This window comes from Micromonospora sp. NPDC051006, assembly GCF_044456245.1.
Lineage (GTDB): Bacteria > Actinomycetota > Actinomycetes > Mycobacteriales > Micromonosporaceae > Micromonospora.
Map to the genome: position 1 here is coordinate 547,247 of NZ_JBITFP010000001.1, position 23,644 is coordinate 570,890.

Below are 23,644 nucleotides of genomic sequence, written 5' to 3' on the forward strand. Positions count from 1 at the left end.
CTTCCCCGATGCGCGGACCGGACCGGACGATCAGGCGGCCGGCGCGGGTTGCCGGATCCGGGTCCGCCGCCGGTGGGCGTAGACCGCGAACAGCGCCAGCACCAGCACCAGCACCAGCACCAGCACCGAGGTGACCAGGCCGCCCGTGAGCACCTCGTCGGAGCGGTCCTCGCTGCTGGCCGCCGCCGCGGCGGAGACCCCGCCGAAGGTGACCGTGCCGGTGGCGGTCCGCTTCGTCCAGCCGCTGGCCAGGGCGAGCTTGGCCGCCCATGGCCCGTCCGGCAGCCGACGGTCGAGCAGCACCCGGATCGTGGTGCTGCCGTCCAGCGGTAGGGTCTTCGCCTCCGCTTTCACCGGCCCGGCGGCCAGGCCGCCCGGCCCGTCGCTGAGCCAGAGTTCACCGGCCAGGTCGAGTGCGCGCTTGCCGGTGTTGCGGACCTCGGCGCTGACGAACGGCGTCCCGTCCTTCTCCCGGCCGCCGGTGAGCGGACCGACCTCGAAGCCCGAGGGCGGCTCGCCGCCGGGGCCCACCGAGAGGTAGACCCGGATACCGGCCCGGCCGATGTTCTGCACGTTCTTGTCGTCCGTGCCGGGCACCTCGGCCCAGATGACCGCGTAGCGCTCGCCCGCCTCGGCCTTGCGTGGCACCTCGATGGTCACCAGAGCCTCGATCTCTTCACCCGGTGCCAGCGCCTCCTCGGCCGGTTCGACGGTTATCCAGCTGCTCAGCTCGTTCTCGGTGCGGTCCGGGGCGAACTCGAAGCCGCTGTCGCCGACCCGGGCCGCGGCGGCGTAGAGGGACACCTTCCGGTGGAGTTCGGAGTCGTTCTCGACCAGGACCCGGCGCTTGATGGTGGTGCCGGGCTTGAGGTGGTCGACGACGTACTTGTGCGCCCGGGTGTCGTCGCGCCGGTCGACCGGGGCGTCGAGGAGCCGGATCCCGACGGTCACCTCCGGTCCGCCCGGCTGCGGTGTCGGCGTTCCCCGGCCGGTGCCCGTTCCCGTCGTCTCCTCCGCCGGCACGTCGGCCTCGGGGACGACCGGTTCGACGAGCACGGGTGATCGGGGCGCCGGCCCGGGTACCGCGGCCGACGCCGACGCCCCGGTCGTGACCAGGAAGGCCACGACCAGGGCGAGCGCGCGGATGTGGTCATGCCACCGAATGGGTGATCACCCCCGAGTAGGTGCCACCGACGGCGGTGTCCGGGACGCTGATCTGGATGTCCGGAGCCCAGCTGGCGGTGTTGTTGCCGGTACCCGACGTCTTCGAGAAGGCGACCCGCGGCACGCCCAGGTTCACCCGGTCGGCCTCGGTGGGTTGGCCGGGTACGAAGCCCGTGCCCGTACTGCTAACCAGTCCGCCGGACCAGTACTCCACCAGGTTGGGGGTGATGGTCTCCGCCGGCGTGCCGCTGCCGGTGGTGAACGAGCCACTCGACACGGTGGTGACCCAGGTGGCGCTCAGGGCGGCCCGCTGGTCGGTGACCGTGACGGTGCCCAGCTCGCCGGTGAGGTTGCCGCCGGAGAACACGGAACCGAGGTTCACCGCGGAAGGGACGGAGATGTTCAGGTCGGCGGTAGCCACGGTGAAGGTGACGATGGTGTCGCCGGTCGGCGCGGCAGCGGCCGGCGTCGCCAGGGCCACCACGGCGGCCGCGGCGGCGGTCAGGGCAAGAAGTGGCTTCTTCATGACGATGACCGTAAGAGGGCATAAGACCATGAACAGGGACTATTCGGGCAAATCACTCTTCAGGCTACAGAGTGGGTGATTGTTCCCCGGTAGGTCCCGGCGACGATGCCGGTGGGGATGGTCACCCGGATCGCGGGGGCCCACCGGACGGCGTTGTTGCCGCTGCCCGCCGTCTTGCGGAACGCTTCGCGGGTCACCGCCAGCGTGACGGCCTGCGCCGACGTGGGCTGACCGGGGACGAGGGTCCCGCCGCCGGTGCTCCGGGTCGCCGGGCCGGACCAGTACGAGATCCGGTCCCTGGCGATGGTGCGCTGGGCGCCGCCGGGCCCGGCGGTGAAGACGGTTGCGGAGACGGTGGCCACCCAGGTGTTCGGGTTGATCGGGCCGCGGAAGTCGGTCACCTCGACCGAGCCGAGTTGGCCGGTGAGCGTGCCGCCCACGGCGCCGGCACCGAGGTTGACCGACGCCGGCACGGTGATGTCGACCCCCGGCGTGAGGGCCACCTGGAAGGTCCGGAGCACCGGCGCGGCCTCGGCCGGCGCGGGCTTATCAGAATGACGATCACGCCCACCAGGGCTGCCAGGAGTCGCACGGGTGTGACTATAAGTAGCTTATGTCCGATTTGTCGAGCAAGCTGGAGGCGTGTCCAGCGGTTCAGGTCGCCGCCAGTACCAGCGGCTCGGAGGTTAGGAAGAAGGCCTGGTCGTCCGCAGCCGGGTCGACCGGCTCCCGCAGCCGCTCGACGGCCACGTAGCCGTCCGCGGCGTACGCCGCCCCCGGCGTGTAGCCGGCGCCGTCCTGTCCGACCGTCAGCGTGAACCGGGACCGCTCGGCCCCGGTCGCGGGGTCGAGCGTGACCAGGTCCCGGGCATCGGTGAGCAGGTGCACCCGGCCCGGCTGGACCGCGATCACCCGACCCGGCCCGAGATCGGGGCGACGCCACAGCTGGGCTCCGGTCCGGGCGGACCGGCCGACCAGCACCCCCTCGACGATCCCGACCGCCTGCTCGCCGACGAGCTGGGTGTCGAGCCCGTCGAGCGCGGGCGCGGCCACCGGCGGCCCACCGCCGACCAGCCAACCCCGGCCCGCCGCGTCCCCCGGACCGGCCGTACGCAGCGCGGAGCAGCCGGACCGCCCGGTCTGGCAGCCCACCGGAGTGACCACCAACTCGTCGCCCGCGCCCGGCGGCCGCCACCGGCTGGCCACCGCGCCGGTGGCCGCGTCCCGGAACTCGACGACGGCCGCTCCGGCACAGCCGTCCACACTCACCACCTGCCCCGTCGGCGTGGTGCCGACGTCGCTACGGCAGCCCGTCGCGACCCCGGTCCGCCAGAGTTCGCGCCCGCTCGCCAGCTCGACGCCGCGCGCGTTCCCGACACCGGTCGCCACCAGCACCTCCCGGCCGTCGGCGGCGCGGGTCAGGTACAGCCCGGGCGGATCCCACACGATGGCCGCCCTGGTGCGCCGGGTCTCCGGCTTCCGCTCGGGGACCGGGCCGTCGGCGCGCCAGGCCACCTCGCCGGTCCGCGCGTCCAATGCGACCAGCCGCCCGTCCGACCAGCGGCTCACCACGGTGGTGCCACTGGCCACGACCCCGACCAGCTCGGCCGGCCAACGCCGGTACGACCAGTACGGGCTGGTCCGGTACCGCCCGTCGACCGGCCGGTCGGCGTAGACCTGGCGATGCGCGGCGTACACCCGCAGCCGCCCGTCCACGATCAGCGGGGCCGCGGGCAGCCGACCGATCACGCCGACGGCGGGCTGGGCGGCCGCCGGGTACCCGGCCCGGGCGACGGTGCTGACCTCGGCTGGGGCGAGCACCCGGTACACCGTCGCCGCGATCGCGGCGGTGACGAGCAGCACCGCGACCGCCAGCACGACGCGTCGCCGGCCGTTCGGGAACCCCATGCGCACCTCCGCCCGGCACCCTACCCAGCGGAGGCTGACCGAGCCCGGTCAGGTGTCGAGCGCCTGGCGACGCGCAGCCGACCGGGCGGGCGGCTTCCGGGGCCGGGGGGAAGCTCAGGCGGCCTCGACGGCCCCGGCCGGCCGCTCGGCGGCGACCGCGAGGTCGGCGAGGTCGCGCCGGAGCGCGTGCTCCACCGCCCGGGCGGCGAGCCCGCCGAGGAGCAGCGCGACCACCCGGCCGTACGGCGCGGTCGGCACGGCCTCCTGGGTGACGGTCACCGAGGTGCAGCCCTTGCGCCGCCGCCGCGCGGCACGCATCGTCCAGGTGATCCGGTAGTCGACACCGGCCCCGGACGAGATGAGCACCAGCAGCCGGGGCGGCACCGCCTCGACCACGCAGAACTCCTCGACCAGGATGCTGCCGTCAGGCTGGGACCGCGGCTCGCGCCAGACCGTGCCCGGCCCGAACACGCCGGGGGTGAGCAGCTCCACCGGGCCGGCGAGGTTTCGCCCGGCCCGGCCGGGCAGGTCGGTCAGGAGGCGCCAGACATCGATGGCGTGCGCCTCGATCAGCCGGGTAACCGCCACCGTCGACATGCCACCTCCCGTGGCCTCGACGGTACGCCGGGTGAGCGTGGTTCGGGGACCGCCGGGCGGAATATCCACCGGTGGGAGATCCCGGTCGGTACGCCCGGCGGCCTCGGCGGGTCCGAGCGGTCAGCGGTCGAACTGACCGCCCCGGATCGCGTCGACGAAGGCGCTCCACCCCGGCGGGCTGACCGCGAGTGTGGGGCCGGCCTGGTCCTTGGAGTCGCGTACCCCGACGACGCCGAGGATGTCGACCAGATTGTCCGCCACCTCCACGCAGAGTCCCTGGTCGTTGGAGCGGCTGCTGGTGCGCCAGACGGCGCCGGCCAGATCGTGCATCGTGACTACCTCCCTGTGCGGTGACACGCCCCGTCCCGACCGGTCGCGACCGGCGGGCCGGCCCGGACCGGCGCGACGGGGCGACGGAATCCGGAGCGATCAACGCGGGAGGGTACGGCCTTGATCGCACAGTTGGTGCGATCAACAGATGATCACGATCGGACATCCGGAACCGCCGGCTGGCCGCAGGCCGGTGCGCCCCGACAGTGTCGGGCTCCCGACTCTGCGGCCCGGTCGACTCCGCGGTTCAGCGGGCCGGAAGGATGGTGCCGGTGACCTCGCCGAGGGCGATGGTGGTGCCGTCCGGGCCCGGTGCGGTCGCGGTGATGGTGACCGTGTCGCCGTCCTCGAGGAAGGTCCGGGTCTCCCCCGTGCCGAGCTTCACCGGTTCGGCGCCGCCCCAGGTCAGCTCCAGGAACGAGCCGACCTGCCCGCGCTCGGGGCCGGAGACGGTCCCGGAGGCGTAGAGGTCGCCGGTGCGCAGCGACGCGCCGTTGACGGTCAGGTGGGCCAACTGCTGGGCCGGCGTCCAGTACATGGTGCCGAACGGCGGCTCGCTGACCCGCTCCCCGTTCCACTCGACCGCCAGGCGGAGGTCCAGCCCGAGGTGCGGCACGTCGCGCAGGTAGTCGGCGACCGGCGGGTCCTGCTCCGGCGCCGGCACGAACGCGTCGCCGAGGGCGTCCAGCGGGGTCACCCACGCGGAGACCGAGGTGGCGAAGGACTTGCCGAGGAACGGGCCCAGCGGCTGGTACTCCCACGCCTGGATGTCCCGGGCCGACCAGTCGTTGACCAGCACCACGCCGAAGACGTGGTCGGCGAAGTCCTCGGCGCCGACCCGGCTGCCGAGCGGGCTGGGTACGCCGACCACGAAGCCGACCTCGGCCTCGATGTCCAGCCGGACCGACGGGCCGTAGACCGGACCGGCCGCGCCGGCCCGCTGGCCGCTCGGGCGGATCACCGGGGTGCCCGAGACCACCACCGTGCCGGCCCGACCGTGGTAGCCGATCGGCAGGTGCTTCCAGTTGGGCAGCAACGGAGGCTGCCCCGGCCGGAAGATCTGCCCGACGTTGCCCGCATGATGCTCCGAGGAGTAGAAGTCGACGTAGTCGGCGACCTCGAAGGGCAGCTGCATCCGCACCTCGCCCAGCGGCACCAGCAGCGGCTCCACCGCCGCCCGGTGCGCCGGGTCGGTGAGCAGTTCGGTCAGCCGCTGCCGCACTGCGGTCCACTGCGGACGCCCGAGCGCCAGGAAGTCGTTCAGGGTGGGCGAGCACAGGGCGCCGCCGGCCAGCACCAGGTCGGCCGCCTCGGCGCCGGCCAGGTCGAGCACGAAGTTCCCGATCCGTACGCCGATCCGGGGCTCGCGCCCGTCCTGCGCGAAGACCCCGTACGGCAGGTTGGCCACCCCGTACGGCGAGCCCTCGGCACCCGTCACCCAGGTCATGCGTCCTCGCCCCCGTTCACCAGCCGCAGCCGGGTCAGATCGGTCAGTGGTTCCTCAATGCTGCACGAGCCGAAGCCGATCCACAGCGGGCGCGGGGCGTCCAGCCGGCCCTCCACCTGCTGCACCAGCGGGCGCGGGTCGGCCGCGGTGAGCAGCTCGGCGACGGCCGGCACGCCCGCGCCCTCGGCGGCGGCGAGCGTGGCGGCCAGCACGTTGGCGAACCCGTGGTGGGTGAACCCGGTCTCCGGGTCGAGGTGCCGGACCGCGTGGTGCAGCCCGGCGGTCAGCTTGAACGGCAGGTCGCGGTCGCGGCAGGCGCAGATCACCGCGGCCAGCTCGTTCGGGGTCGGGAAGAGCTCCGCGGCCAGCCCACCGGTGCGGAACTTCGCCGCGACCGGCAGCCCGTCGGCGCGGGCCGCGGCGAGCGCGTCCAGCGCCCCCATCAGCCCGAAGGCGAGCGGCACCTCGGCGTAGACGGCGTCGACGCCCGCCAGCCTGTCCAGCAGACGCAGCAGGCTGGTGATCCCGGGGAGCGGATCCTCGCCCCGTCTCGCGACCGCCACCTGCACCTGACGGGCCGTCACGCCGTCCGGCGCGAGGAACGACAGCGCGAGGGGCAGGCTCTCGATGCCGGTGTCACCGACGACCCCGACCACGAAGCCCTCAGCCGGGTCGACGAGACCGCTCAGCTCACCGGCGGCGACAGCCGAGGCGGGGACCAGGAGCGGGCCGACCAGGTCGGCGTACCAGGCCGTGCGGTGCCGCCGGTGGGCGGCGACGGCGTCGGGCAGCGCGGCGCTGCCGGGTGGGAAGACGGCGGCGTCGTCCACGAGGCCGTCGAGGAGCGCGGGCACCTGCGTTGACACGGAACAAGAATGTACGCGACGCTGGCAAGGAACGGACAACCGCGTCCGATTATCGGACGCCCTCGGGAGCGGCCGGGCGGCGGACGGGCCGGCCGGGCACGGGACCTATCGGGAGGCGAGATGCCGCACTACCGCAGCGTCGGCGAGCTGCCGCGCAAGCGCCACACCCAGTTCCGCCAGCCCGACGGCAGCCTCTACGCCGAGGAGCTGATGGGCCAGGAGGGCTTCTCCTCCGACTCGTCCCTGCTCTACCACCGGTACGCCCCGACCGCGATCCTGGCGGCGGAGGAGTTCGCGCCGCCGACCTGGACCCGGGCGCCGAACCTGCCGCTGAAGCCCCGGCACCTGCGCACCCACAAGCTCGACTCGGCCGGCGCCGATCCGGTGCTCGGCCGGCAGTACCTGCTGGCCAACGACGACGTCCGGATCGCGTACGTGCTGGCCGACCGGCCGTCACCGCTCTTCCGCGACGCCACCGGCGACCACTGCCTCTACGTCGAGTCGGGCACGCTGCGGGTCGAGTCGACGTTCGGCGCCCTCGACGCGCTGGCCGGCGACTACGTCATCATCCCGACCTCGACCATCCACCGGCTGGTGCCCACCGGCGACCAGCCGGTCCGGCTGCTGACCATCGAGGCGGCCGGCCACATCGGCCCGCCCAAGCGTTACCTCTCGGTGCGCGGGCAGTTCCTCGAGCACTCGCCGTACTGCGAGCGCGACGTCCGCGGGCCGGACGCGCCGCTGCTGGTCGACGGCGAGGAGGTGGAGGTGCTGGTCCGGCACCGACGCGGGTGGACCCGGCACGTCTACGCCCACCACCCCTTCGACGTGGTCGGCTGGGACGGGCACCTCTACCCGTGGGCGTTCTCCATCCACGACTTCGAGCCGATCACCGGCCGGATCCACCAGCCGCCGCCGGTGCACCAGACCTTCCAGGGCCCGAACTTCGTGATCTGCTCGTTCGTACCGCGCAAGGTCGACTACCACCCCGACGCGATCCCGGTGCCCTACAACCACCACAACGTCGACTCCGACGAGATGCTCTTCTACACCGGCGGCAACTACGAGGCCCGGCGCGGCTCCGGCATCGAGCAGGGCTCGATCTCGCTGCACCCGTCCGGCTTCACCCACGGCCCGCAGCCGGGTGCCGCCGAACGCTCGATCGGGGTGGACTTCTTCGACGAGTTGGCCGTCATGGTCGACACCTTCCGCCCGCTCGACCTCTGCGAAGCCGCCGCCACCTGCGAGGACCCGGGCTACGCCTGGACCTGGGCGCGCCGCCCCTGAGCACCGTCGCCCTGGCCCGGCCAGGCCGGCGGACCGCCGCCGGCCGTGCTCACACCGGCGTACGCAACCAGACGACGAGTTCCGCGGTGGCGGCGGTGGCGATGGCGAGCACCAGCGGCCACGGGGTGCCGACCAGGGCGTAGACGAGGATCAGCACCGGTGCGGCGGCCGCCGCGTAGACAGCCAGGGCCAGGGTGCGGTCGGAGCGGAGCAGACCCGGCAGGATCGTCCGGGACAGCCCCGGCATCCGAGCGGCGAAACGCCACACCACCGCGGCCCCGCCGACCGCCGCGAGGGCGGCGGCGAAGCGGGACAGGCCGGCGCTGCCGGGGGCGAGGCAGGCGATCAGCACAGCGGTGATCATCGACCAGCCGGCGCCGTAGACGATGAGCTGGCGCAGGCCGGCCGAGATGGTCCGGCCCGAGTCGACCCGGCCCGGGTTCATCGCGGCGGCCTCCGCAAGGTGCTCCAACGCCTCGCTCCAGCGCCGCTGCTCCAGCCGGATCACACCCATGTCGTGCCGGGCCTCGGCGAGCTGCGGATCGAGCCGCAGCGCCTCCCGGTAGGCCCGCTCGGCGAGGTCGAACAGCTCCAGCCGGGCCGCGACCATGCCGAGCACCAGATGTGCGCGAGGCTCGTCGGGGGCCAGCTCGACCCCGCGCCAGGCCGCGTTGAGCGCCAGCTGGCCGTTGCGCGAGCCGGCCAGGATGGCCGCCGCGCTCAACTGGGCGTACGCGTCATCGGGGCCGAGAGCCAGGATCTCGTCGGCTGCCCGGGCGGACTCTGCGTACCGCTCCAGGTCGGCCAGGGCCATTCCCCGCACGACCAGGGGCGGCACGGTGCCCGGCGCGGCGGCCAGCGCGGCGTCGGCGGCGGTGAGCGCCTCGGCCGGCCGGTCGGCGGCCAGGTGCACCCGGGACAGCAGGGTGAGCGCGGCGGCGTTCTCCGGTTCGAGGGCGACCGCGTACGCGACCTCGGCGGCGGCCTCGTCGTAGCGCCCGAGTTCGGCGAGGAGCTGGGCGCGCTGGAGGTAGCCGTCGGCGGCGGACTGGTCGGGAGCGGCGTCGTTGGACATCGCGGCGAGCCTAGGCGGCCGGGGTGTCGTAGACCAGAGCGACCGCGACGCCGGCGAGCCCCTCGCCCCGCCCGGTGAAGCCGAGCCCGTCGGTGGTGGCGGCGGAGACGGTGACCGGCGCGCCCACGGCCTCGGAGAGCACCCGCTGGGCCTCCTCCCGGCGCGGCCCGATCTTCGGACGGTTGCCGACCACCTGCACCGAGACGTTGCCGATCGTCAGGCCGGCGTCGCGGACCCGGCGGGCGGTCTCGGTGAGCAGCGCGACCCCGGACGCGCCGGCCCACTCCGGCTGGTCGACGCCGAAGTTGGCGCCCAGATCGCCGAGGCCCGCCGCGGAGAGCAGCGCGTTGCAGGCCGCGTGGGCGGCGACGTCGGCGTCCGAGTGCCCGGCCAGGCCGTCCTGGTCGGGCCAGAGCAGGCCGGCCACCCAGCACGGCCGGCCGGCGGAGAAGGCGTGCACGTCGGTGCCGATGGCGACCCGGGGAACGATCATGATCAGAGAGTACGACGTCAGCCGGCCGCGGCCAGCAGATGCTCGGCCAGCGCCAGGTCGAACGGTCGAGTGATCTTGAGGGCGTACTCGGAGCCCGGCACGCAGAAGACCGGGACGCCCTGCTTCTCCACCAGGCCGGCATCGTCGGTGAGCGGGTCACCCGCTGCGGCGTGCGCGGCGGTCAGCACCGACCGGCGAAAGCCCTGCGGGGTCTGCACCGCCCGCAGTGCGGAGCGGTCCACGGTGCCGAGCACGACCTCCTCGGCGCCGACCTCCTTGATCGTGTCTACCACCGGGAGCACCGGGATCACCGCGTGCCGACCCGAGCGGACCGCTGCGGCCACCGCCTCGACCAGCTCGGGCGGCGTGAGCGCCCGGGCCGCGTCGTGCACCAGGATGATCTCCGGACCCGACGGCACGGCGGCCAGCGCGGCGGCCACCGAGGCCTGCCGCTCCGCTCCGCCGGGCACCACGATCACCGGCGCCACCGGAGCGAGCAGGGCCCGGACCGCGTCGACCTCGGCGGCCGGGGCCGCCACCACGATGGTGTGCACGGATCCGGCTGCGGCGAGCCGGCGCACCGCGTGCACCAGCAGCGACTCTCCGGCGAGCAGGCGCAGCGCCTTGGGCCGGCCCGGGCCGAGCCGTACGCCGGCACCCGCCGCAGGAACGAGGACCGCGACGTCACCGCGCGGATTGAGCTGCGCGGTCACGTCGCGGTCCTCGGTGGTTTGTTCGCCACGAAGTGGGTACGTCGATGCTGTGCGGACTAGGCCTCGGTCAGAACCTTGTCGAGCAGCGTCTCCGCCTCGTCCTTGGTGCTCTTCTCGGCCAGCGCGACCTCGCCGACGAGAATGTCGCGGGCCTTGGCGAGCATGCGCTTCTCGCCCGCGGAAAGACCCCGCTCCCGCTCCCGGCGCCACAGGTCACGCACGACCTCGGCCACCTTCAGCGGGTTGCCGGAGGCCAGCTTCTCCAGATTCGCCTTGTAACGCCGCGACCAGTTGGTCGGCTCCTCGGTGTGCGGAGCCCGGAGAACGTCGAAGACCTTGCCCAGGCCCTCTTCGCCGACCACCTCGCGCACACCCACGATCTCGGCGTTCTCGGCCGGCACCCGGACCGTCAGGTCACCCTGCGCGACCCTCAGGACGAGGTATTGCTTAGGCTCGCCCTTGATGACCCGAGTCTCGATTGCCTCGATGAGTGCGGCCCCGTGGTGGGGGTAAACAACGGTCTCGCCGACACTGAAAACCATAGGTTCGAAACCCCTTTCGCTGTGTCTAGGGTAACACGCTCAGGCACCGATGTCTCACCGCTGTCCTGACCGTTGGCGCAGCTCAGGGGCCCTGTGAGAGGTATTTCTTCGGCTTGACAGGCAGTCAAACCAATGGTTCGGACACGCTCCGTAACGTAGGGATGACATCCCGGTACGGGTGAACGGAACGCCGAGATCAAGGGCTACGCGCTCCTCCCATGGTATCCCGCTGGCCGCTATCGCGCCCAGGTGTAGCGGGACCCGGCCCCGGTGCGGGAGGCTGGAAGGTGAGCCGCTGTCCGCTCTCCGAGACGGTTTCAGGGGGTCCGATGGGCATGCCGGACGCTGAAGGCCACGGGCCGCCCGAAGGGTTGCCCGACCTACCACCGGAGTGGGGCCGAGTGGTCGTCCCCGACGACGCCACCGCGCTCGCGCCCGAGGCCGCGCAGGTGCGCCGGGAACTACGCAGGGCCGCCCGCCGGGCGGCCGGGCGTCCACCGCTCGGGCTGCCGCTGCTGGTCCTGCTGGTCGCCGTCCTCACCACGCTCGCCGGGCTGGTAGCGGTCAACTGGCCCCGCTCGACGCGCACCACCGACCGCCCGAGCCCGGGCCCCTACGCCCCACCGGCCGCGCTGATCGGCCGGCCGCTGCCCGCCCTGGACCTGGTCGACGCCGGGCAGACACCGGTCCCGCTGCGCGGGTTGGTGCCCGCGGTGATCATCCTAGTGGACTCCTGCACCTGCCCGGAGCGGGTCGCCGAGGCGATCGCCGCTGCGCCACCGGGGGTCACCGTGGTCACCGTCACGCACCTCGGGGCCGAACCGGCCACGCCCACAGCGGGCGCAGCCGCGGTACGGGCGCTCGCCGACCCCACGGACGGCCTGCGCTCGTTCCTGCACCTGCCACCCCGGCCAGGTGCCCTCGGCGCGGTGCTGGTGGACCGTGCCGGCCTGGTGGTCTCGGTGCACCCCGACCTCGGCCCGGTCGGCTCCTACCGCGCCGACCTGGCCCGGCTGGCCGCCTGAGCCGGCGGCCGGGCCGCGCTCGCCGCCCTTGTCTGCGCTGCGGTCAGTCGAGCCCGACGAGCTGCGCCTCGATCCGGACCGGTTCGCTGTCCACGGTCGTCAAAGAGATCCGGATGGGCTTGCCCGCCCCGGTCACCACCTGCACCTGCAACGAGCCGTCGCAGGTCGGTTGGGAACGTTCGTCGGAGCGCGAACCGGTGATCACGAGCAGCAGCTCGCCCGGCCCCGAGCAGCGACCCTGCAACAGGTAGCGGACGCCGTCCTCACCGGCGGACTGCCGGGTCACGCCCCGCTCCGGGCTCAGCGTCGTCCGCTCCCGCCAGTAGGTGTCGGGCGACCAGGGCAGATCGGCGTCGGCGTCCTCGCCACGCGACTGCGGTTCGCCCGGGTCGCCGCCGTCGGGCGCCCGGTCGACCCGGAAGGCGGCGCCGGTGGACGGGTCCACGTGGAAGACCGCGCCGGTGTCGGAGTCAGTGGACACGAAGCGCTCGGCGTCCGCCGACGGGGGGCTGGCCCCGCCGGACGCCGGGCCGGTGACCGGGGCGTTGGCCCGCCACCACCAGCCCCCGACGACCAGGGCGAGCACGGTCGCACCGGTCAGCACGCCGGCGCTCAGCCGGTCTCCCGCCACGACCCTCACCCGGCGAGCGTACGGCCCGGCGCTCAGCCCTGTCGATCCAGCAGGACGGCGTAGAGGGTCAGCCCGGGGCCGAAGGCGAGCATGACGATCCGCTCCGGCGGCGCGGCGGCCCGGCGCAGCCGGTCCAGGATCAGCAGCACGGTCGGCGACGAGCAGTTGCCGTGCTCGTCCAGCGTCGCCCGGGACGCCGCCAGCGCCTCGGGCGGCAGCGCGAGTTCCCGCTCGACCACGTTGAGGATCCGGGGACCGCCCGGGTGCACCGCCCAGCCGTCCACCTCGGCGACCGTCGTGCCATGCCGGGCCAGCAGGTCATCGACCAGGCCCCGCACGTGCGAGGAGAGCACCTGCGGCACCTTCGGCGAGAGCCCCATCCGGAAACCGGCGTCGGTGACGTCCCAGGTCATGTGGTCGGCGGTCGAGGTGTCGGTGACCGAGGTGACCTCGCGCAGCGCGTACCCGGGACCGCCGGGCAGCACCACGGCGGCGACCGCGGCGTCCGAGAAGAGCGCGTGCGAGACGATCTGCTGGGTGTCCACCCGGGCGGTGGAGGGCTGGATGTGCAGGCTGGTCAGCTCCGCGCAGAGCAGCAGCGCGGGGCGGCCCCGGGCGGTGACGAAGTCGCTGGCCGCGCCGAGCCCGGGCAGGGCCGCGTAACAGCCCATGTGCCCGACGAACATCCGCTGGGTGTGCGGGGCCATGCCGAGGTCGCGGGCGAGCAGAATGTCCAGCCCCGGTGTCGCGTAGCCGGTGCACGAGCAGACCACGAAGAGGCCGATGTCGCCCGCGTCCAGGCCGGCCGCCGTCAACGCCCGGCCGACCGCCTCCTTCCCCAGCGGCAGGGCCTCCACCTGGTAGCGCCGCATCCGCCGCTCGGTCGGCCAGTCGGAGACGTCCTCCAGCAGCGGGTTCACCGCGGCCTGCCGGCGGGTGACGCCGGAGTTGGCGAAGATCCGCTGAGCCAACGCCCGGGTGGTGCCGGAGAAGTGCCGGGAGAAGAAGCCCTCCCACAACTCGTCCTGCCGGGCGGAGGGCGGCTGCGCCGTCCCCAGGCCCGCGATCACCGGTACGGACACGATGCCCACCTCTCGTCCGACGCTGCCCTTCCGGAGCCCCTCCCCCGACCCGGGACGACCCCGGGTGGCTCCACGCTCACCAACGAGGCGCCGATGCGTCACGGTCCGGGTCGCCGCCCAGCGCCGCGATGCCGAGCCAGTCGGCACAGACATCCGAGGTGGCCGGATGCAGCGAGCCGCAGCGGGCGTCCCGGTAGAGCCGCTCGAGCGGGTGGCCCCGTCGGGTGGCCGAGGTGCCCGCCGCCTCCAACATGGATGCCGCGACGTCGGCGGCGGTGGTGCCGGCGAGCAGCTTGGCCCGCCACACCCAGCGATTGGTCTCGTCGTCGCCCGGCGCCTCGTCCACCCGACGAGCCGCCTCGGCCACCACCAGCTGCGCCGCGGCCACCGCCGCGTCGGCCCGGCCGAGCCGGGCCCGGACCGCCGGCAGGCCGGCGAGGTTGCGGGCGTTGAGGTGCTCGGCAGCCGCGTCGATCGCCGCCCGGGCCACCCCGACGTAGACCGCGGCGTAGCTGGCCACCAGCCAGTGCGGCATGAGCTGGGCGACCACCAGGGCGAGCCCCTCCACCCCGCCGAGCAGCCGGTCGGCCGGCACCGTCACGTCCAGGTGCAGGTCGTGCGAGGCGGTGGCGCGCATGCCGAGCGAGTCCCAGGTCGGCTCGACGGTGATCCCGGCCGCGCCGGCGGCGGGAACCAGGAACTGGGAGACCACCGACTGGTCGGCGGCGCTGCGGGCGGCCACCAGGTAGCCGTCGGCGTGCCCCGCGCCAGAGCAGAAGGTCTTGCTCCCCTTGAGGTGCCAGCCGCCCTCGACCGGCTCGTAGACCGTGCTGAGCTGGGAGAGCCGGGCACCGGCGCCGCGCTCGCTCATCGCCACCGCGTACCAGGCCCCCTGGGCCGCCGCGGCGAGCAGCCGGTCCCGGGCGGCGAGGGCTTCGTCCGGTACGCCGAGCGCCTCGGCCAGCTCCTCGGTGACGGCGCCGAGCGCGCCGGTGACCGAGGCGTGCATGTTGAACACCAGCGCGGTGGCTCCGTTGCCCCGGGCCAGCTCGGTGGCGACCGCCGCGTACTCGGCGAAGGTCGCGCCCTGCCCGCCCAGCTCCCGCGGGACCATCAGGCCGAAGAGGCCGGCCTCCCGCAGATCGTGGAAGTCGTCGACCGGGAAGACCCCGTCCCGGTCGTGCTCCGCCGCCCGGGCGGCGAGTCGCGGCGCCAACCGGCGGGCCGCCTCCAGCGCGTGCACGGTCATGTCCGCCCCCTTCTCGGCGTGCCAATACCCCCGCCGGTCTCCGACTATCCTTTCCGGACCCCCCAGCCCTGGTACAGCACCGCGGTCGAGCGCGTCGGCACGATCCGCGGCGCGCGGCCGGCCGGCGCGCCGGCGTTACGCATCCGGCGGACCAGCCAACCGAGCAGCCCGCGCACCTCCGGCCGGACGCCGCGCAGCCGCAGCTCGACGCCGTGCCGGGCGCATTCGGCGACCAGCGCCCGAGCGTCCACGAACAACCGTGGATCGTGGATGCCCCGCGGCACGGTCGGCAGCCGCTCGCCGAGGTGGACCGCCACCACCCGACTCACCGCAGTGTCGTTCAGGGTGTCCAGCACCAACAGGCCGCCCGGGCGGAGCAGCCGGCACGCCTCGGCCACCGCGCGCCGCCAGTCAGGCACATGTTCCAGCAGCTCTCCGGCGGCCACCACGTCCGCGCAGCCGTCCACCAGGGGCACCGCGGTGGCATCGCCGTTGACCGCGGTCACCCCGTGCGCGGCGGCCTGGACCAGCGCCGACCGGGTCAGGTCGACGCCCACGTGCCGGTAGCCCTTGCCGACCAGGTGTGGCGCGAGCAGCCCGGCGCCGCATCCGAGGTCGACGAGCAACGCGCCGGGCCGGTCGGCCGGCGGCACCAGGGCCGCCCGAGCCTCGGCGAGCCAGTGCAGCATCGCGAACACACCATCGGGCCGCCACCACTCGCCGGCCAGGTCGTCGTACTGCCGCGGATCGTTGGGCGGCAGCACCCGGTCAGGGGTGGGCGCCGCAGCCGCGTCTCGCATGGCAACGAGCGTGGCACGACTCCCCGGTAACGACCAGACTTCCCTTATGTCGACAAGGGTGTTAGGGCTGGTCAAGGCGAGCCATCCGGAGCCGGCCGCGGCGGTGACCGTGGTGACCGGCCTGCTCGCCGCCGGCGTCGGGCACCGGCCGGCCGGGATCGCCGCCGTGGTCGCCACGGTGTTGGCCAGCCAGCTCGCCACCGGCTGGGCCAACGACGCGCTGGACGCCGACCGGGACGTCGCGGTGGGGCGTACCGACAAGCCGATCCCCGCCGGCGTGGTCGGCCGGCGCACGGTGGCCCGGGCCGCGGCGGTGGCCGCGCTCGCCACCCCGCTGCTGGCGCTGGCCACCACCCCCGCCGCCGCCGTATGGATCACCGTCGCGCTGGTCTCCGCGCTGCTCTACGACTGGCCGCTGAAGTCCACCCCGGTGTCGGTGCTGCCCTACGCGGTCTCCTTCGGGGCGCTGCCCGCCTTCATCGTGCTGGCGCTGCCCGGGGCACCGGCGCCGCCGGTCTGGCTGGTCGCCGCCGGGGCCTGCCTCGGCGCCGGCGCGCACTTCGCCAACGTCCTGCCGGACCTCGACGACGACGCCCGAACGGGGGTGCGCGGGCTGCCGCACCGGATCGGCCCGGCCGCCAGCCGGGCCGCCGCGGCGGGGCTGCTGCTCGCCGCAACCGGCATCCTGGTCTTCGGCCCACCCGGGCCGCCGTCGGGGGTCGGGCTCGTCGCGGTGCTGGTCGCCGTCGTGGTGCCACCCCTCGGCTGGTACGGCGGGCGTGCGGCGTCCCGGGCCGGGCGGCGGCCGGTCGCGGCCTTCCGGGCGGTGATGCTGGTGGCGCTCATCGACGTGGTTCTGCTGGTCACCAGTGGTCGGGTGGTCTGAGCGTCACCCCCCGAGGTGGCATCCCCGGGTCGGCGTGCGCGCCTCGATCAGCTCCAACTACCCTGGAGCGCGGTCTGCGCGGGCATGGCCAGCCGTGCCCGGCGTACGCACCGGGTGTGATCGTGACGAGGAGGACCGACGTGACGCGCTCGATCAGGGGTTCCCGGCGGGCGGCCCTGCTGCTGTCCGGCGCGGCAGCGGCGACCAGCCTGCTGCTGTCCGGGTGCGGCGCCGGCCAGATCGCCGAGACCGCCAACAAGGAGCCGTCGGTCCAGGGCGTCAACCTCACCACGGGCAACGGTCAGCTGTCGGTCCGCGGCCTGCTGGTGGCGTTCCCCGGCACCGAGGGCTACAAGGCGGGCGAGAACGCGCTGCTCAACGCGGTGATCTACAACGACTCGCCGAACCCGGTCACGGTCACCGTCAGCAGCGAGGACGCCCGCGAGGTCGTGATCAGCGGTACCGGCGCGTCGGCCAGCGCTTCCGCGTCCGCCTCGGCCAGCCCGTCGGAGTCGGCGTCGGCGAGCCCGTCCGGGTCGGCCACGCCGAGCGGTTCCGCCTCGGCCAGCCCGTCCGACTCCGCCAGCCCGTCCGGCTCCGCCAGCCCGTCCGAGTCGGCCAGCCCGTCGGCTCCGGCCGGCCAGCCGGCCCGGATCGAGATCGCGCCGCTCAGCTACGTCCAGCTGAACGAGCAGGGCGAGCACCTGCTCCAGCTGATCGGCCTCGACGAGGCGCTGCTCTCCGGGCAGATCGTCACCGTGACCTTCGACTTCGGCAACGGCAACGCGGTCACCGGCCCCGCCCCGGTTGCGGTGCCGCTCACCCCGGGCGCCCGGCCGTCGCCCATCGTCGAGCGTGAGGGCGGCCACGGGGACACCTCCGAGGAGGGCGGCGCCGGCCACGGCGGCTGACCCCCGCAGAACTACGACTGACACCGCCGGCGTGGCGACCACCACGCCGGCGGTGTTTTCGTCGTACGACAGGACTAGCGTCCTGTTGTGACCACGCCCCGATCCACCTCCCCCCGTGGCGGCGCGGCGACCGGTCGCGGCCGCGCCACCGGCCGCGACCCCCGGCCCGCCTACGAGTGCGACGCCTGCGGCCACCAGCCGCCCAAGTGGGTGGGGCGCTGCCCGGAGTGCGGCGAGTGGGGCTCGGTGGTGGAGTGCACGGTGACTGGCCCGACGGTCTCCGGCCGGGTGGTCAGCTCGCGGATGCCGGCCGAGCCGGCCCGGCCCATCGCCACCATCAGCGCCGCGCCCGCCCGGGCCCGACCGACCGGGGTGAGCGAGCTCGACCGGGTGCTCGGCGGCGGCCTGGTGCCGGGCGCGGTGGTGCTGCTCGCCGGCGAGCCGGGGGTGGGCAAGTCGACTCTGCTGCTCGACGTGGCCCAGCAGTGGGCCGCCGGGGCGGGCAGCCCCTCGCTGGTGGTCAGCGGCGAAGAGTCGGTCAGCCAGGTCCGGCTGCGCGCCGAGCGGATGGGCACCCTGCACGACCAGCTCTACCTGGCCGCCGAGAGCGACCTCGCCGCGGTGCTCGGCCACCTCGACGCGGTCAAGCCGGGGCTGCTGGTGCTCGACTCGGTGCAGACCATCTCGACCACCGGCACCGAAGGGGTGCCCGGCGGGGTGACCCAGGTCCGGGCGGTCACCGCCGCGCTGGTCTCGGTGGCCAAGGAGCGCGGCATCGCCACCGTGCTGGTGGGCCACGTCACCAAGGACGGCCAGGTCGCCGGCCCCCGGGTGCTCGAGCACCTGGTCGACGTGGTGCTGCACTTCGAGGGCGACAAGCACTCCTCGCTGCGGCTGGTGCGCGGCGTCAAGAACCGGTTCGGCGCCGCCGACGAGGTCGGCTGCTTCGAGATGCACGAGGGCGGCATCACCAGCCTGGCCGACCCGTCCGGGCTCTTCCTGACCCGCTACTCCGAGCCGGTGCCCGGCACCTGCGTCACGGTGGCGATGGAGGGGCGACGGGCGCTGGTCACCGAGGTGCAGGCGTTGATCGGCGCGACGGTGGCCGGCTCGCCCCGCCGCACGGTCTCCGGTCTCGACTCGGCCCGGCTGGCGATGGTGCTGGCGGTGCTGCAACGGCGCACCGAGCGGCTCACCCTGCACGACCGGGAGGTCTTCGCGGCCACCGTGGGCGGCATCCGGGTGGTCGAGCCGGCCGCCGACCTCGCGGTCGCCCTCGCCGTCGCGTCCGGCGGGCTCAACCTGGCGATCGCGCCGCACCTGGTGGCGATCGGCGAGGTCGGGCTGACCGGCGAGGTCCGCCGGGTCGGGGCGGTGCCGCGCCGCCTCGCGGAGGCCGCTCGGCTGGGGTTCCGCGTCGCGCTCGTCCCGCCCGGATGCGGCCCCGAGTCGACCGGGGTGGCGTCGGAGCAGCTTCAGGTGACGGAGGTCACCGACGTCCGAGCGGCGCTGCAGTGTGCGGCGCGCGCGTCGGCGGGGTGACCGAGGGTGGCCGGCGCGGCCGGACCGCACGGGCGATACCGGACAGCATGTCGAGGGCCGGGCGGGGCATCGTGACACATCACAGTAACCGCGACAGCACCCACCGCACGCCAGTCCGTAGACTGTGCCCGTGCCGATCGACCGCGACACCACCAAGCCTGCCGGCGCGACGCCTCACGCCCGCACCGCTGCCGTGGGCTCGCCGGCCCGTCCCATCAGCGTGAACGTGACCGGGGCAGCCGGAGCCACCGGCGGTGACCCGCTGCGCGCCAACCTCGCGTTGATGGCGCCCGGCACCGCCCTGCGCGACGGCCTCGAGCGGATCCTGCGGGGCCGCACCGGCGCCCTGATCGTCCTCGGCTACGACAAGGTGGTCGAAGGGCTCTGCACCGGCGGCTTCCCGCTCGACGTGGAATTCTCCGCCACCCGGGTCCGCGAGTTGTGCAAGATGGACGGCGCGGTGGTGCTCTCCAGCGACGGCACCCGCATCGTCCGGGCTGCCGTGCACCTGATGCCCGACCCGTCCATCCCCACCGAGGAGTCCGGCACCCGGCACCGCACGGCCGAGCGGGTGGCCCGGCAGACCGGCTACCCGGTCATCTCGGTCAGCCAGTCCATGCGGATCATCAGCCTCTACGTCAACGGCCAGCGGCACGTGCTGGACGACTCGGCCGCGATCCTCTCCCGGGCCAACCAGGCCCTGGCCACCCTGGAGCGCTACAAGCTCCGGCTGGACGAGGTATCGGGCACGCTCTCCGCGCTGGAGATCGAGGATCTGGTCACCGTGCGCGACGCGGTCGCGGTGGTGCAGCGGCTGGAGATGGTCCGGCGGATCGCCGACGAGATCGCCGGCTACGTGGTCGAGCTGGGCACCGACGGCCGCCTGCTCGCGCTCCAGCTCGACGAGCTGATGGCGGGGGTCGACGCCGACCGCACGCTGGTCATCCGGGACTACCTCCCGGCCGGCCGCAAGTCCCGCACCCTCGACGAGGCGCTGGTCGAGCTGGACCTGCTCGGCGCCACCGAGCTGATCGACCTGGTCTCGGTCGCCAAGGCGATCGGCTATCCGGCCGCCTCCGACGCGCTGGACGCGGCGGTCAGCCCGCGCGGCTTCCGGCTGCTGGCGAAGGTGCCGCGGCTGCCGGTGGCGGTGGTCGACCGACTGGTCGTGCACTTCGGCAGCCTGCAGCGGCTGCTCGGCGCGACCGTGGAGGATCTCCAGGCGGTCGAGGGGGTCGGCGACGCCCGGGCGCGCGGCGTCCGGGAGGGGCTCTCCCGGCTCGCCGAGGCGTCCATCCTGGAGCGCTACGTCTGACCGGGCTCAGCCCGAGATGGTCAGCTTCACCGGATCGCTGAGCTTGGTGCCCACCCGGGCGAAGACCTGGTAGGTCCCGGCCGGCGGGTAGGGGCCGGCGGCCAGCCCGTTCGCGCACCGGCTGGTGTCCCGGCCGTTCCAGCCGACCTGGTAGGAGCGCTCGAAGCCGGGGGTGAACGACTGCACGTCGGAGCCCTTGCCGGTGCCGCAGGTGTCGGAGGACCAGACCTTCTCGGCGCCGGACTTGATGAACAGCTCCTGCAGGTCGGCGCCCACGTTCCGGCTGCACGTCCGGTCCGACCGGTTCTTGATCTTCAAGTGCAGGTCGACCACGGCGCCGCGCCCTACCGAGGAGGGCAGCGCCACCGCGGTCACGCTGATCTCGGTGTCGGTGCAGCTTCCGTCGTTCGTCCCGGCGGCCGGCGCCACCGGCGGATCGTCGGCCGGCGACACCGACGCTTCGGTGGACGGCTCGGCGACGTCAGGGTCGTCCGACGCCTCCGGCGGCGGCGCCCCGGTCTGCGGGGTGAGCACCGAACCCGTCGGCCCCGGGGTGGCCGTCGAGCTCGGGGACGACCCGGCCCGCGGGGTGTCGCCGCTGTTGCCCGACCCGGTGCACGAGTAGAGCAGCACAATCAGGAAGAGAAGCCCCGCTCCGAGTACGACGGCGCGACGCCGCCAGTACACGGCGGGTGCCAGGGGGCCGACCGTCAGACGCATGATGCCCCCACCGTAGCCGCGCGCCGGCCGGCACACCTGCGCGACGCGCCGGCAGGTTCACCCGCGGGTCGGCCCGGCGGTCCACTATGGACGTCAGATCCGCTCGCCGCGGCGGAATGCTGAGCCGACGTGTCCCTCCCCGCCGACGCCCACCGGTGGTGCCGCGGCCCAGCCCACGATCGGCTCGGCGGCGTCGTCCGGCGACTCAGAGATAGACCTTGCGCTGGTAGATGGCGTGCGCCCCGGCCACCCGGTCCAGGAAGAGCAGGCCGGCGCAGTGGTCGATCTCGTGTTGCAGCGCGCGCGCCTCGAAACCGTCGGTGACGAGCCGGACCGTGGCGCCGCTGCCCGGCAACTCCCCCTCGACGACCAGCCGACTGGCCCGCTTGACGTCCCCGGTGAGATCCGGCACCGACATGCAGCCCTCCCGGCCGGGCTTCCAGCGGGTCGCCTCGACCAACCGCGCGTTGCAGAGCGCGAAGGTCCCGTGCACGGTGACCGCCTTCGGATGCCCGGTCACGTCCACCGCGAAGACCCGGGCGCCCACGCCGATCTGCGGGGCGGCGAGACCCACACAGCCGGGCGAGACCCGCATGGTGGCGATCAGGTCGGCGGCCAGCCGTACCGTCTCCACCGAGGTCGGGTCCACCTCGCCGCCCGCCTGGCTCAGCGCCTGGTGCGGGGCGGCGACCACCGCACGTACCTCACCGGGCACGGTCAGCGTCTCCGGTGTCCAGTCGCCGAGCCCGGCGTACTCCGTGCCGGTGCGGTCGGCCTCCGGCTCCCGTACGTCCCCCGTCACAGCAGGTCCGGATCCGCCGGCCGGATCGTGACCTCGACGCCCAACTCGGCGGCGGCCCGGTCCAGCTGGCCGGTGAGGGTGTCGACGGTGCCGGGCGGCAGGTCCACCTCGGCGAGCACCACGTAGAGCGAGCCGACCAGCCGGGTGCTCAGATCGGTGACGTTGCCGCCGGCGTCGGTGAGCACCCGGGTCATCGCCGCGACGATGCCCATCCGGTCCGCCCCGTGCACCGCCACCACGTACGGCTCGCCGCCCGGCGCGACCTCGCCGTCCGGGGTCACCGCCCGTACGGTCGCCAGCAGCTGGCCGTCGGCGGCGAGCGGCGCCAGCGCGGCCTCGACATCGGCGGCGGCCGGCCCGACGCAGATCAGGGTCATCGCGAAGTGTCCCCGCAGCCGGGTCATGGTGCTGTCGGTGAGGTTCGCGCCCAGCCGGGCGAGCACCTCGGCGACGTCGGCGACGATGCCCGGCCGGTCCCGGCCGATGACGGTGATCGCGAGCTCGTTCATCCGGGCATTCTGCCCGATCCGCCACCGGTACCCGCGCCGCCCCGCCCAGCCCGCCCATCCTCCGGGACCGGCCCGCGTGACATCATCGGCGGCACGATGACTGAACCGAACTTCGCCACCCTGGTCAGCCGCTGGTACGAGGAGAACGCCCGCCACCTGCCGTGGCGCAAGCCGGACGTCGGCCCCTGGGCGATCCTGGTCAGCGAGGTGATGCTCCAGCAGACGCCGGTGGTCCGGGTGCTGCCCGCCTTCGAGGCGTGGCTCGCCCGGTGGCCGGTGCCGGCCGCGCTGGCGCAGGAGAGCCCGGCTGAGGCGATCCGGATGTGGGGGCGGCTCGGCTACCCACGCCGGGCGGTACGGCTGTACGAGTGCGCGGTCGCGATCGTGGAGCGGCACGGCGGGGAGGTCCCGGACCGGCTGGATCAGCTGTTGGCGCTGCCGGGCGTCGGCACGTACACCGCCCGGGCGGTCGCCGCGTTCGCGTACGGGCAGCGACACCCGGTGGTCGACACGAACGTCCGTCGCGTCGTCTGCCGGGCCGTCGCCGGCCAACCGGACGCCGGGCCGACCACCCGCCCCGCCGACCTGGTCGCCACCGAGGAGCTACTGCCCCTGGAGCCGGCTGCGGCGGCGCTGGCCAGCGCGGCCTTCATGGAGCTGGGCGCGGTGATCTGCACCGCCCGGACACCACACTGCGCCCGCTGCCCGGTGGAGTCGAGCTGCGCGTGGCGGGCGTCCGGGCAGGAGGCGCCGGCTGGGCCCACCCGCCGGCCACAGCGGTACGCCGGCACCGACCGGCAGGTCCGCGGCCTGCTGCTCGGAATGCTGCGGGAGGCGACCGGCCCGGTGCCGCTTCAGCGGCTGGACCAGGTGTGGACGGACGACGTCCAGCGGGCCCGCGCCCTGGCCGGCCTGGTGCAGGACGGCCTGGTGGAGCCAGCCGGCCCGGACACGTTCCGCCTCGTCGGCGACGGCCCGCCCCTGCCAGTCGCCGACCTCACCCACTGACCACCGGCGCCTCCCACCGGCACCGACTCTGCCGGCGCGCGGTTGATCCACTCCGTGTCGCCGACATGGGGGTGTCCGGCCGGCGCGGAAAGCGCAATGTCGCCGACATGCCGGCGTCCGGCCGGCGCCGACTCTGCCGGCGCGGCGTTGATCCACTCCGTGTCGCCGACATGGGGGTGTCCGGCCGGCGCGGAAAGCGCAATGTCGCCGACATGC

Annotated in this window: 26 protein-coding genes; 7 read left to right on the forward strand and 19 right to left on the reverse strand. The window is 74.3% G+C overall.

Annotation, left to right across the window (positions count from 1 at the left end; genetic code table 11):
- Positions 1-30 precede the first annotated feature (30 nt).
- From ACIBBA_RS02605 to ACIBBA_RS02640, 8 genes are all read right to left on the reverse strand, one after another.
- Positions 31-1,056 (reverse strand): hypothetical protein, encoded by a 1,026-nt coding sequence (locus ACIBBA_RS02605; protein ID WP_396693028.1) that lies wholly within the window; start codon positions 1,054-1,056, stop codon positions 31-33.
- A 94-nt stretch (positions 1,057-1,150) separates the two neighbouring features.
- Positions 1,151-1,690 carry a hypothetical protein gene (locus ACIBBA_RS02610; RefSeq protein WP_396693030.1) on the reverse strand — a complete coding sequence of 180 codons (540 nt, stop codon included), beginning with the start codon at positions 1,688-1,690 and terminating at the stop codon, positions 1,151-1,153.
- 59 nt (positions 1,691-1,749) lie between these two features.
- Positions 1,750-2,211: a hypothetical protein gene (locus ACIBBA_RS02615; RefSeq protein WP_396693032.1), complete on the reverse strand. Its 462-nt coding sequence runs from the start codon at positions 2,209-2,211 to the stop codon at positions 1,750-1,752.
- Positions 2,212-2,344: 133 nt separating this feature from the next.
- The gene (locus ACIBBA_RS02620) at positions 2,345-3,598 is read right to left on the reverse strand and encodes a PQQ-binding-like beta-propeller repeat protein (protein ID WP_396693033.1); all 1,254 of its coding nucleotides are present in this window, start codon (positions 3,596-3,598) and stop codon (positions 2,345-2,347) included.
- Between the two features lie 114 nt (positions 3,599-3,712).
- Positions 3,713-4,195, reverse strand: a complete 483-nt coding sequence (locus ACIBBA_RS02625) for an SRPBCC domain-containing protein (protein WP_396693035.1) — start codon at positions 4,193-4,195, stop codon at positions 3,713-3,715.
- A gap of 120 nt (positions 4,196-4,315) precedes the next feature.
- Positions 4,316-4,525: a DUF397 domain-containing protein gene (locus ACIBBA_RS02630; RefSeq protein WP_396693037.1), complete on the reverse strand. Its 210-nt coding sequence runs from the start codon at positions 4,523-4,525 to the stop codon at positions 4,316-4,318.
- A 247-nt stretch (positions 4,526-4,772) separates the two neighbouring features.
- On the reverse strand, positions 4,773-5,972 hold the full coding sequence (fahA, locus tag ACIBBA_RS02635; protein WP_396693039.1) for a fumarylacetoacetase: 1,200 nt from the start codon (positions 5,970-5,972) through the stop codon (positions 4,773-4,775).
- Positions 5,969-6,838 (reverse strand): hypothetical protein, encoded by an 870-nt coding sequence (locus tag ACIBBA_RS02640; protein WP_396693041.1) that lies wholly within the window; start codon positions 6,836-6,838, stop codon positions 5,969-5,971. Before ACIBBA_RS02640 ends, fahA begins: the two co-directional genes overlap by 4 nt.
- A 120-nt stretch (positions 6,839-6,958) precedes the next feature.
- On the opposite strand from ACIBBA_RS02640, the gene ACIBBA_RS02645 reads away from it, so the two are divergent.
- Positions 6,959-8,125 (forward strand): homogentisate 1,2-dioxygenase, encoded by a 1,167-nt coding sequence (locus tag ACIBBA_RS02645; protein WP_396693043.1) that lies wholly within the window; start codon positions 6,959-6,961, stop codon positions 8,123-8,125.
- Between the two features lie 49 nt (positions 8,126-8,174).
- On the opposite strand, the gene ACIBBA_RS02650 is transcribed toward ACIBBA_RS02645, so the two are convergent.
- The 4 genes from ACIBBA_RS02650 to ACIBBA_RS02665 are packed head-to-tail and all read right to left on the reverse strand — an operon-like array spanning position 8,175 to position 10,948.
- Positions 8,175-9,200 (reverse strand): tetratricopeptide repeat protein, encoded by a 1,026-nt coding sequence (locus ACIBBA_RS02650; protein WP_396693045.1) that lies wholly within the window; start codon positions 9,198-9,200, stop codon positions 8,175-8,177.
- 10 nt (positions 9,201-9,210) lie between these two features.
- The gene (gene ispF, locus ACIBBA_RS02655; RefSeq protein WP_396693430.1) at positions 9,211-9,696 is read right to left on the reverse strand and encodes a 2-C-methyl-D-erythritol 2,4-cyclodiphosphate synthase; all 486 of its coding nucleotides are present in this window, start codon (positions 9,694-9,696) and stop codon (positions 9,211-9,213) included.
- Positions 9,697-9,710: 14 nt separating this feature from the next.
- Positions 9,711-10,406: a 2-C-methyl-D-erythritol 4-phosphate cytidylyltransferase gene (ispD, locus tag ACIBBA_RS02660; RefSeq protein ID WP_396693047.1), complete on the reverse strand. Its 696-nt coding sequence runs from the start codon at positions 10,404-10,406 to the stop codon at positions 9,711-9,713.
- Between the two features lie 56 nt (positions 10,407-10,462).
- Entirely contained in the window at positions 10,463-10,948 is a 486-nt protein-coding gene (locus ACIBBA_RS02665; RefSeq protein ID WP_007073334.1) for a CarD family transcriptional regulator, read from the reverse strand.
- 329 nt (positions 10,949-11,277) lie between these two features.
- On the opposite strand from ACIBBA_RS02665, the gene ACIBBA_RS02670 reads away from it, so the two are divergent.
- Positions 11,278-11,973, forward strand: a complete 696-nt coding sequence (locus ACIBBA_RS02670; protein WP_396693049.1) for a hypothetical protein — start codon at positions 11,278-11,280, stop codon at positions 11,971-11,973.
- A 43-nt stretch (positions 11,974-12,016) separates the two neighbouring features.
- Here the strand turns inward: ACIBBA_RS02670 and ACIBBA_RS02675 are convergent, their stop codons facing one another.
- From ACIBBA_RS02675 to ACIBBA_RS02690, 4 genes are all read right to left on the reverse strand, one after another.
- Complete coding sequence (locus tag ACIBBA_RS02675; RefSeq protein ID WP_396693051.1) at positions 12,017-12,613, reverse strand: hypothetical protein; 597 nt, start codon at positions 12,611-12,613, stop codon at positions 12,017-12,019.
- 23 nt (positions 12,614-12,636) lie between these two features.
- Positions 12,637-13,695: a type III polyketide synthase gene (locus tag ACIBBA_RS02680; RefSeq protein WP_396693053.1), complete on the reverse strand. Its 1,059-nt coding sequence runs from the start codon at positions 13,693-13,695 to the stop codon at positions 12,637-12,639.
- 67 nt (positions 13,696-13,762) lie between these two features.
- Entirely contained in the window at positions 13,763-14,935 is a 1,173-nt protein-coding gene (locus ACIBBA_RS02685) for an acyl-CoA dehydrogenase family protein (RefSeq protein WP_396693055.1), read from the reverse strand.
- Between the two features lie 44 nt (positions 14,936-14,979).
- Entirely contained in the window at positions 14,980-15,735 is a 756-nt protein-coding gene (locus ACIBBA_RS02690; RefSeq protein WP_396693057.1) for a methyltransferase domain-containing protein, read from the reverse strand.
- Positions 15,736-15,781: 46 nt separating this feature from the next.
- Between ACIBBA_RS02690 and ACIBBA_RS02695 the strand changes: the two genes are divergently transcribed.
- The 4 genes from ACIBBA_RS02695 (at position 15,782) to disA (ending at position 20,389) form a co-directional block, all read left to right on the forward strand.
- Positions 15,782-16,621, forward strand: coding sequence for a UbiA family prenyltransferase (locus tag ACIBBA_RS02695; protein ID WP_396693059.1), 840 nt, complete (start codon positions 15,782-15,784; stop codon positions 16,619-16,621).
- A 140-nt stretch (positions 16,622-16,761) separates the two neighbouring features.
- Positions 16,762-17,532 (forward strand): hypothetical protein, encoded by a 771-nt coding sequence (locus ACIBBA_RS02700; RefSeq protein WP_396693061.1) that lies wholly within the window; start codon positions 16,762-16,764, stop codon positions 17,530-17,532.
- 87 nt (positions 17,533-17,619) lie between these two features.
- Positions 17,620-19,074, forward strand: coding sequence for a DNA repair protein RadA (gene radA / locus ACIBBA_RS02705; RefSeq protein ID WP_357055731.1), 1,455 nt, complete (start codon positions 17,620-17,622; stop codon positions 19,072-19,074).
- A gap of 130 nt (positions 19,075-19,204) precedes the next feature.
- A complete protein-coding gene (disA, locus tag ACIBBA_RS02710) occupies positions 19,205-20,389 on the forward strand; it encodes a DNA integrity scanning diadenylate cyclase DisA (protein ID WP_357055728.1) in 1,185 nt (394 codons plus the stop codon).
- 6 nt (positions 20,390-20,395) lie between these two features.
- Here the strand turns inward: disA and ACIBBA_RS02715 are convergent, their stop codons facing one another.
- The 3 genes from ACIBBA_RS02715 to ACIBBA_RS02725 all read right to left on the reverse strand — a co-directional run bounded on the left by ACIBBA_RS02715 (position 20,396) and on the right by ACIBBA_RS02725 (position 22,420).
- The gene (locus tag ACIBBA_RS02715) at positions 20,396-21,109 is read right to left on the reverse strand and encodes a hypothetical protein (protein ID WP_396693063.1); all 714 of its coding nucleotides are present in this window, start codon (positions 21,107-21,109) and stop codon (positions 20,396-20,398) included.
- A 205-nt stretch (positions 21,110-21,314) separates the two neighbouring features.
- Positions 21,315-21,911 carry a peptide deformylase gene (locus ACIBBA_RS02720; protein WP_396693065.1) on the reverse strand — a complete coding sequence of 199 codons (597 nt, stop codon included), beginning with the start codon at positions 21,909-21,911 and terminating at the stop codon, positions 21,315-21,317.
- Positions 21,908-22,420: a glycine cleavage system protein R gene (locus ACIBBA_RS02725; protein ID WP_396693067.1), complete on the reverse strand. Its 513-nt coding sequence runs from the start codon at positions 22,418-22,420 to the stop codon at positions 21,908-21,910. Before ACIBBA_RS02725 ends, ACIBBA_RS02720 begins: the two co-directional genes overlap by 4 nt.
- Positions 22,421-22,516: 96 nt before the next feature.
- Here ACIBBA_RS02725 and ACIBBA_RS02730 point away from each other — a divergent pair, with 96 nt between their 5' ends.
- The gene (locus ACIBBA_RS02730; protein ID WP_396693069.1) at positions 22,517-23,428 is read left to right on the forward strand and encodes an A/G-specific adenine glycosylase; all 912 of its coding nucleotides are present in this window, start codon (positions 22,517-22,519) and stop codon (positions 23,426-23,428) included.
- Positions 23,429-23,644: the final 216 nt, after the last annotated feature.

Bases quoted from the DNA above. Each gene is read 5' to 3' on its own strand.
- ACIBBA_RS02610 (WP_396693030.1), bottom strand. From the start codon at position 1,690: ATGAAGAAGCCACTTCTTGCCCTGACCGCCGCCGCGGCCGCCGTGGTG.
- ACIBBA_RS02620 (WP_396693033.1), bottom strand. From the start codon at position 3,598: ATGGGGTTCCCGAACGGCCGGCGACGCGTCGTGCTGGCGGTCGCGGTG.
- ACIBBA_RS02625 (WP_396693035.1), bottom strand. From the start codon at position 4,195: ATGTCGACGGTGGCGGTTACCCGGCTGATCGAGGCGCACGCCATCGAT.
- ACIBBA_RS02630 (WP_396693037.1), bottom strand. From the start codon at position 4,525: ATGCACGATCTGGCCGGCGCCGTCTGGCGCACCAGCAGCCGCTCCAAC.
- fahA (WP_396693039.1), bottom strand. From the start codon at position 5,972: ATGACCTGGGTGACGGGTGCCGAGGGCTCGCCGTACGGGGTGGCCAAC.
- ACIBBA_RS02645 (WP_396693043.1), top strand. From the start codon at position 6,959: ATGCCGCACTACCGCAGCGTCGGCGAGCTGCCGCGCAAGCGCCACACC.
- ACIBBA_RS02650 (WP_396693045.1), bottom strand. From the start codon at position 9,200: ATGTCCAACGACGCCGCTCCCGACCAGTCCGCCGCCGACGGCTACCTC.
- ACIBBA_RS02665 (WP_007073334.1), bottom strand. From the start codon at position 10,948: ATGGTTTTCAGTGTCGGCGAGACCGTTGTTTACCCCCACCACGGGGCC.
- ACIBBA_RS02670 (WP_396693049.1), top strand. From the start codon at position 11,278: ATGGGCATGCCGGACGCTGAAGGCCACGGGCCGCCCGAAGGGTTGCCC.
- ACIBBA_RS02685 (WP_396693055.1), bottom strand. From the start codon at position 14,935: ATGACCGTGCACGCGCTGGAGGCGGCCCGCCGGTTGGCGCCGCGACTC.
- ACIBBA_RS02690 (WP_396693057.1), bottom strand. From the start codon at position 15,735: ATGCGAGACGCGGCTGCGGCGCCCACCCCTGACCGGGTGCTGCCGCCC.
- ACIBBA_RS02695 (WP_396693059.1), top strand. From the start codon at position 15,782: ATGTCGACAAGGGTGTTAGGGCTGGTCAAGGCGAGCCATCCGGAGCCG.
- ACIBBA_RS02715 (WP_396693063.1), bottom strand. From the start codon at position 21,109: ATGCGTCTGACGGTCGGCCCCCTGGCACCCGCCGTGTACTGGCGGCGT.
- ACIBBA_RS02725 (WP_396693067.1), bottom strand. From the start codon at position 22,420: ATGAACGAGCTCGCGATCACCGTCATCGGCCGGGACCGGCCGGGCATC.
- ACIBBA_RS02730 (WP_396693069.1), top strand. From the start codon at position 22,517: ATGACTGAACCGAACTTCGCCACCCTGGTCAGCCGCTGGTACGAGGAG.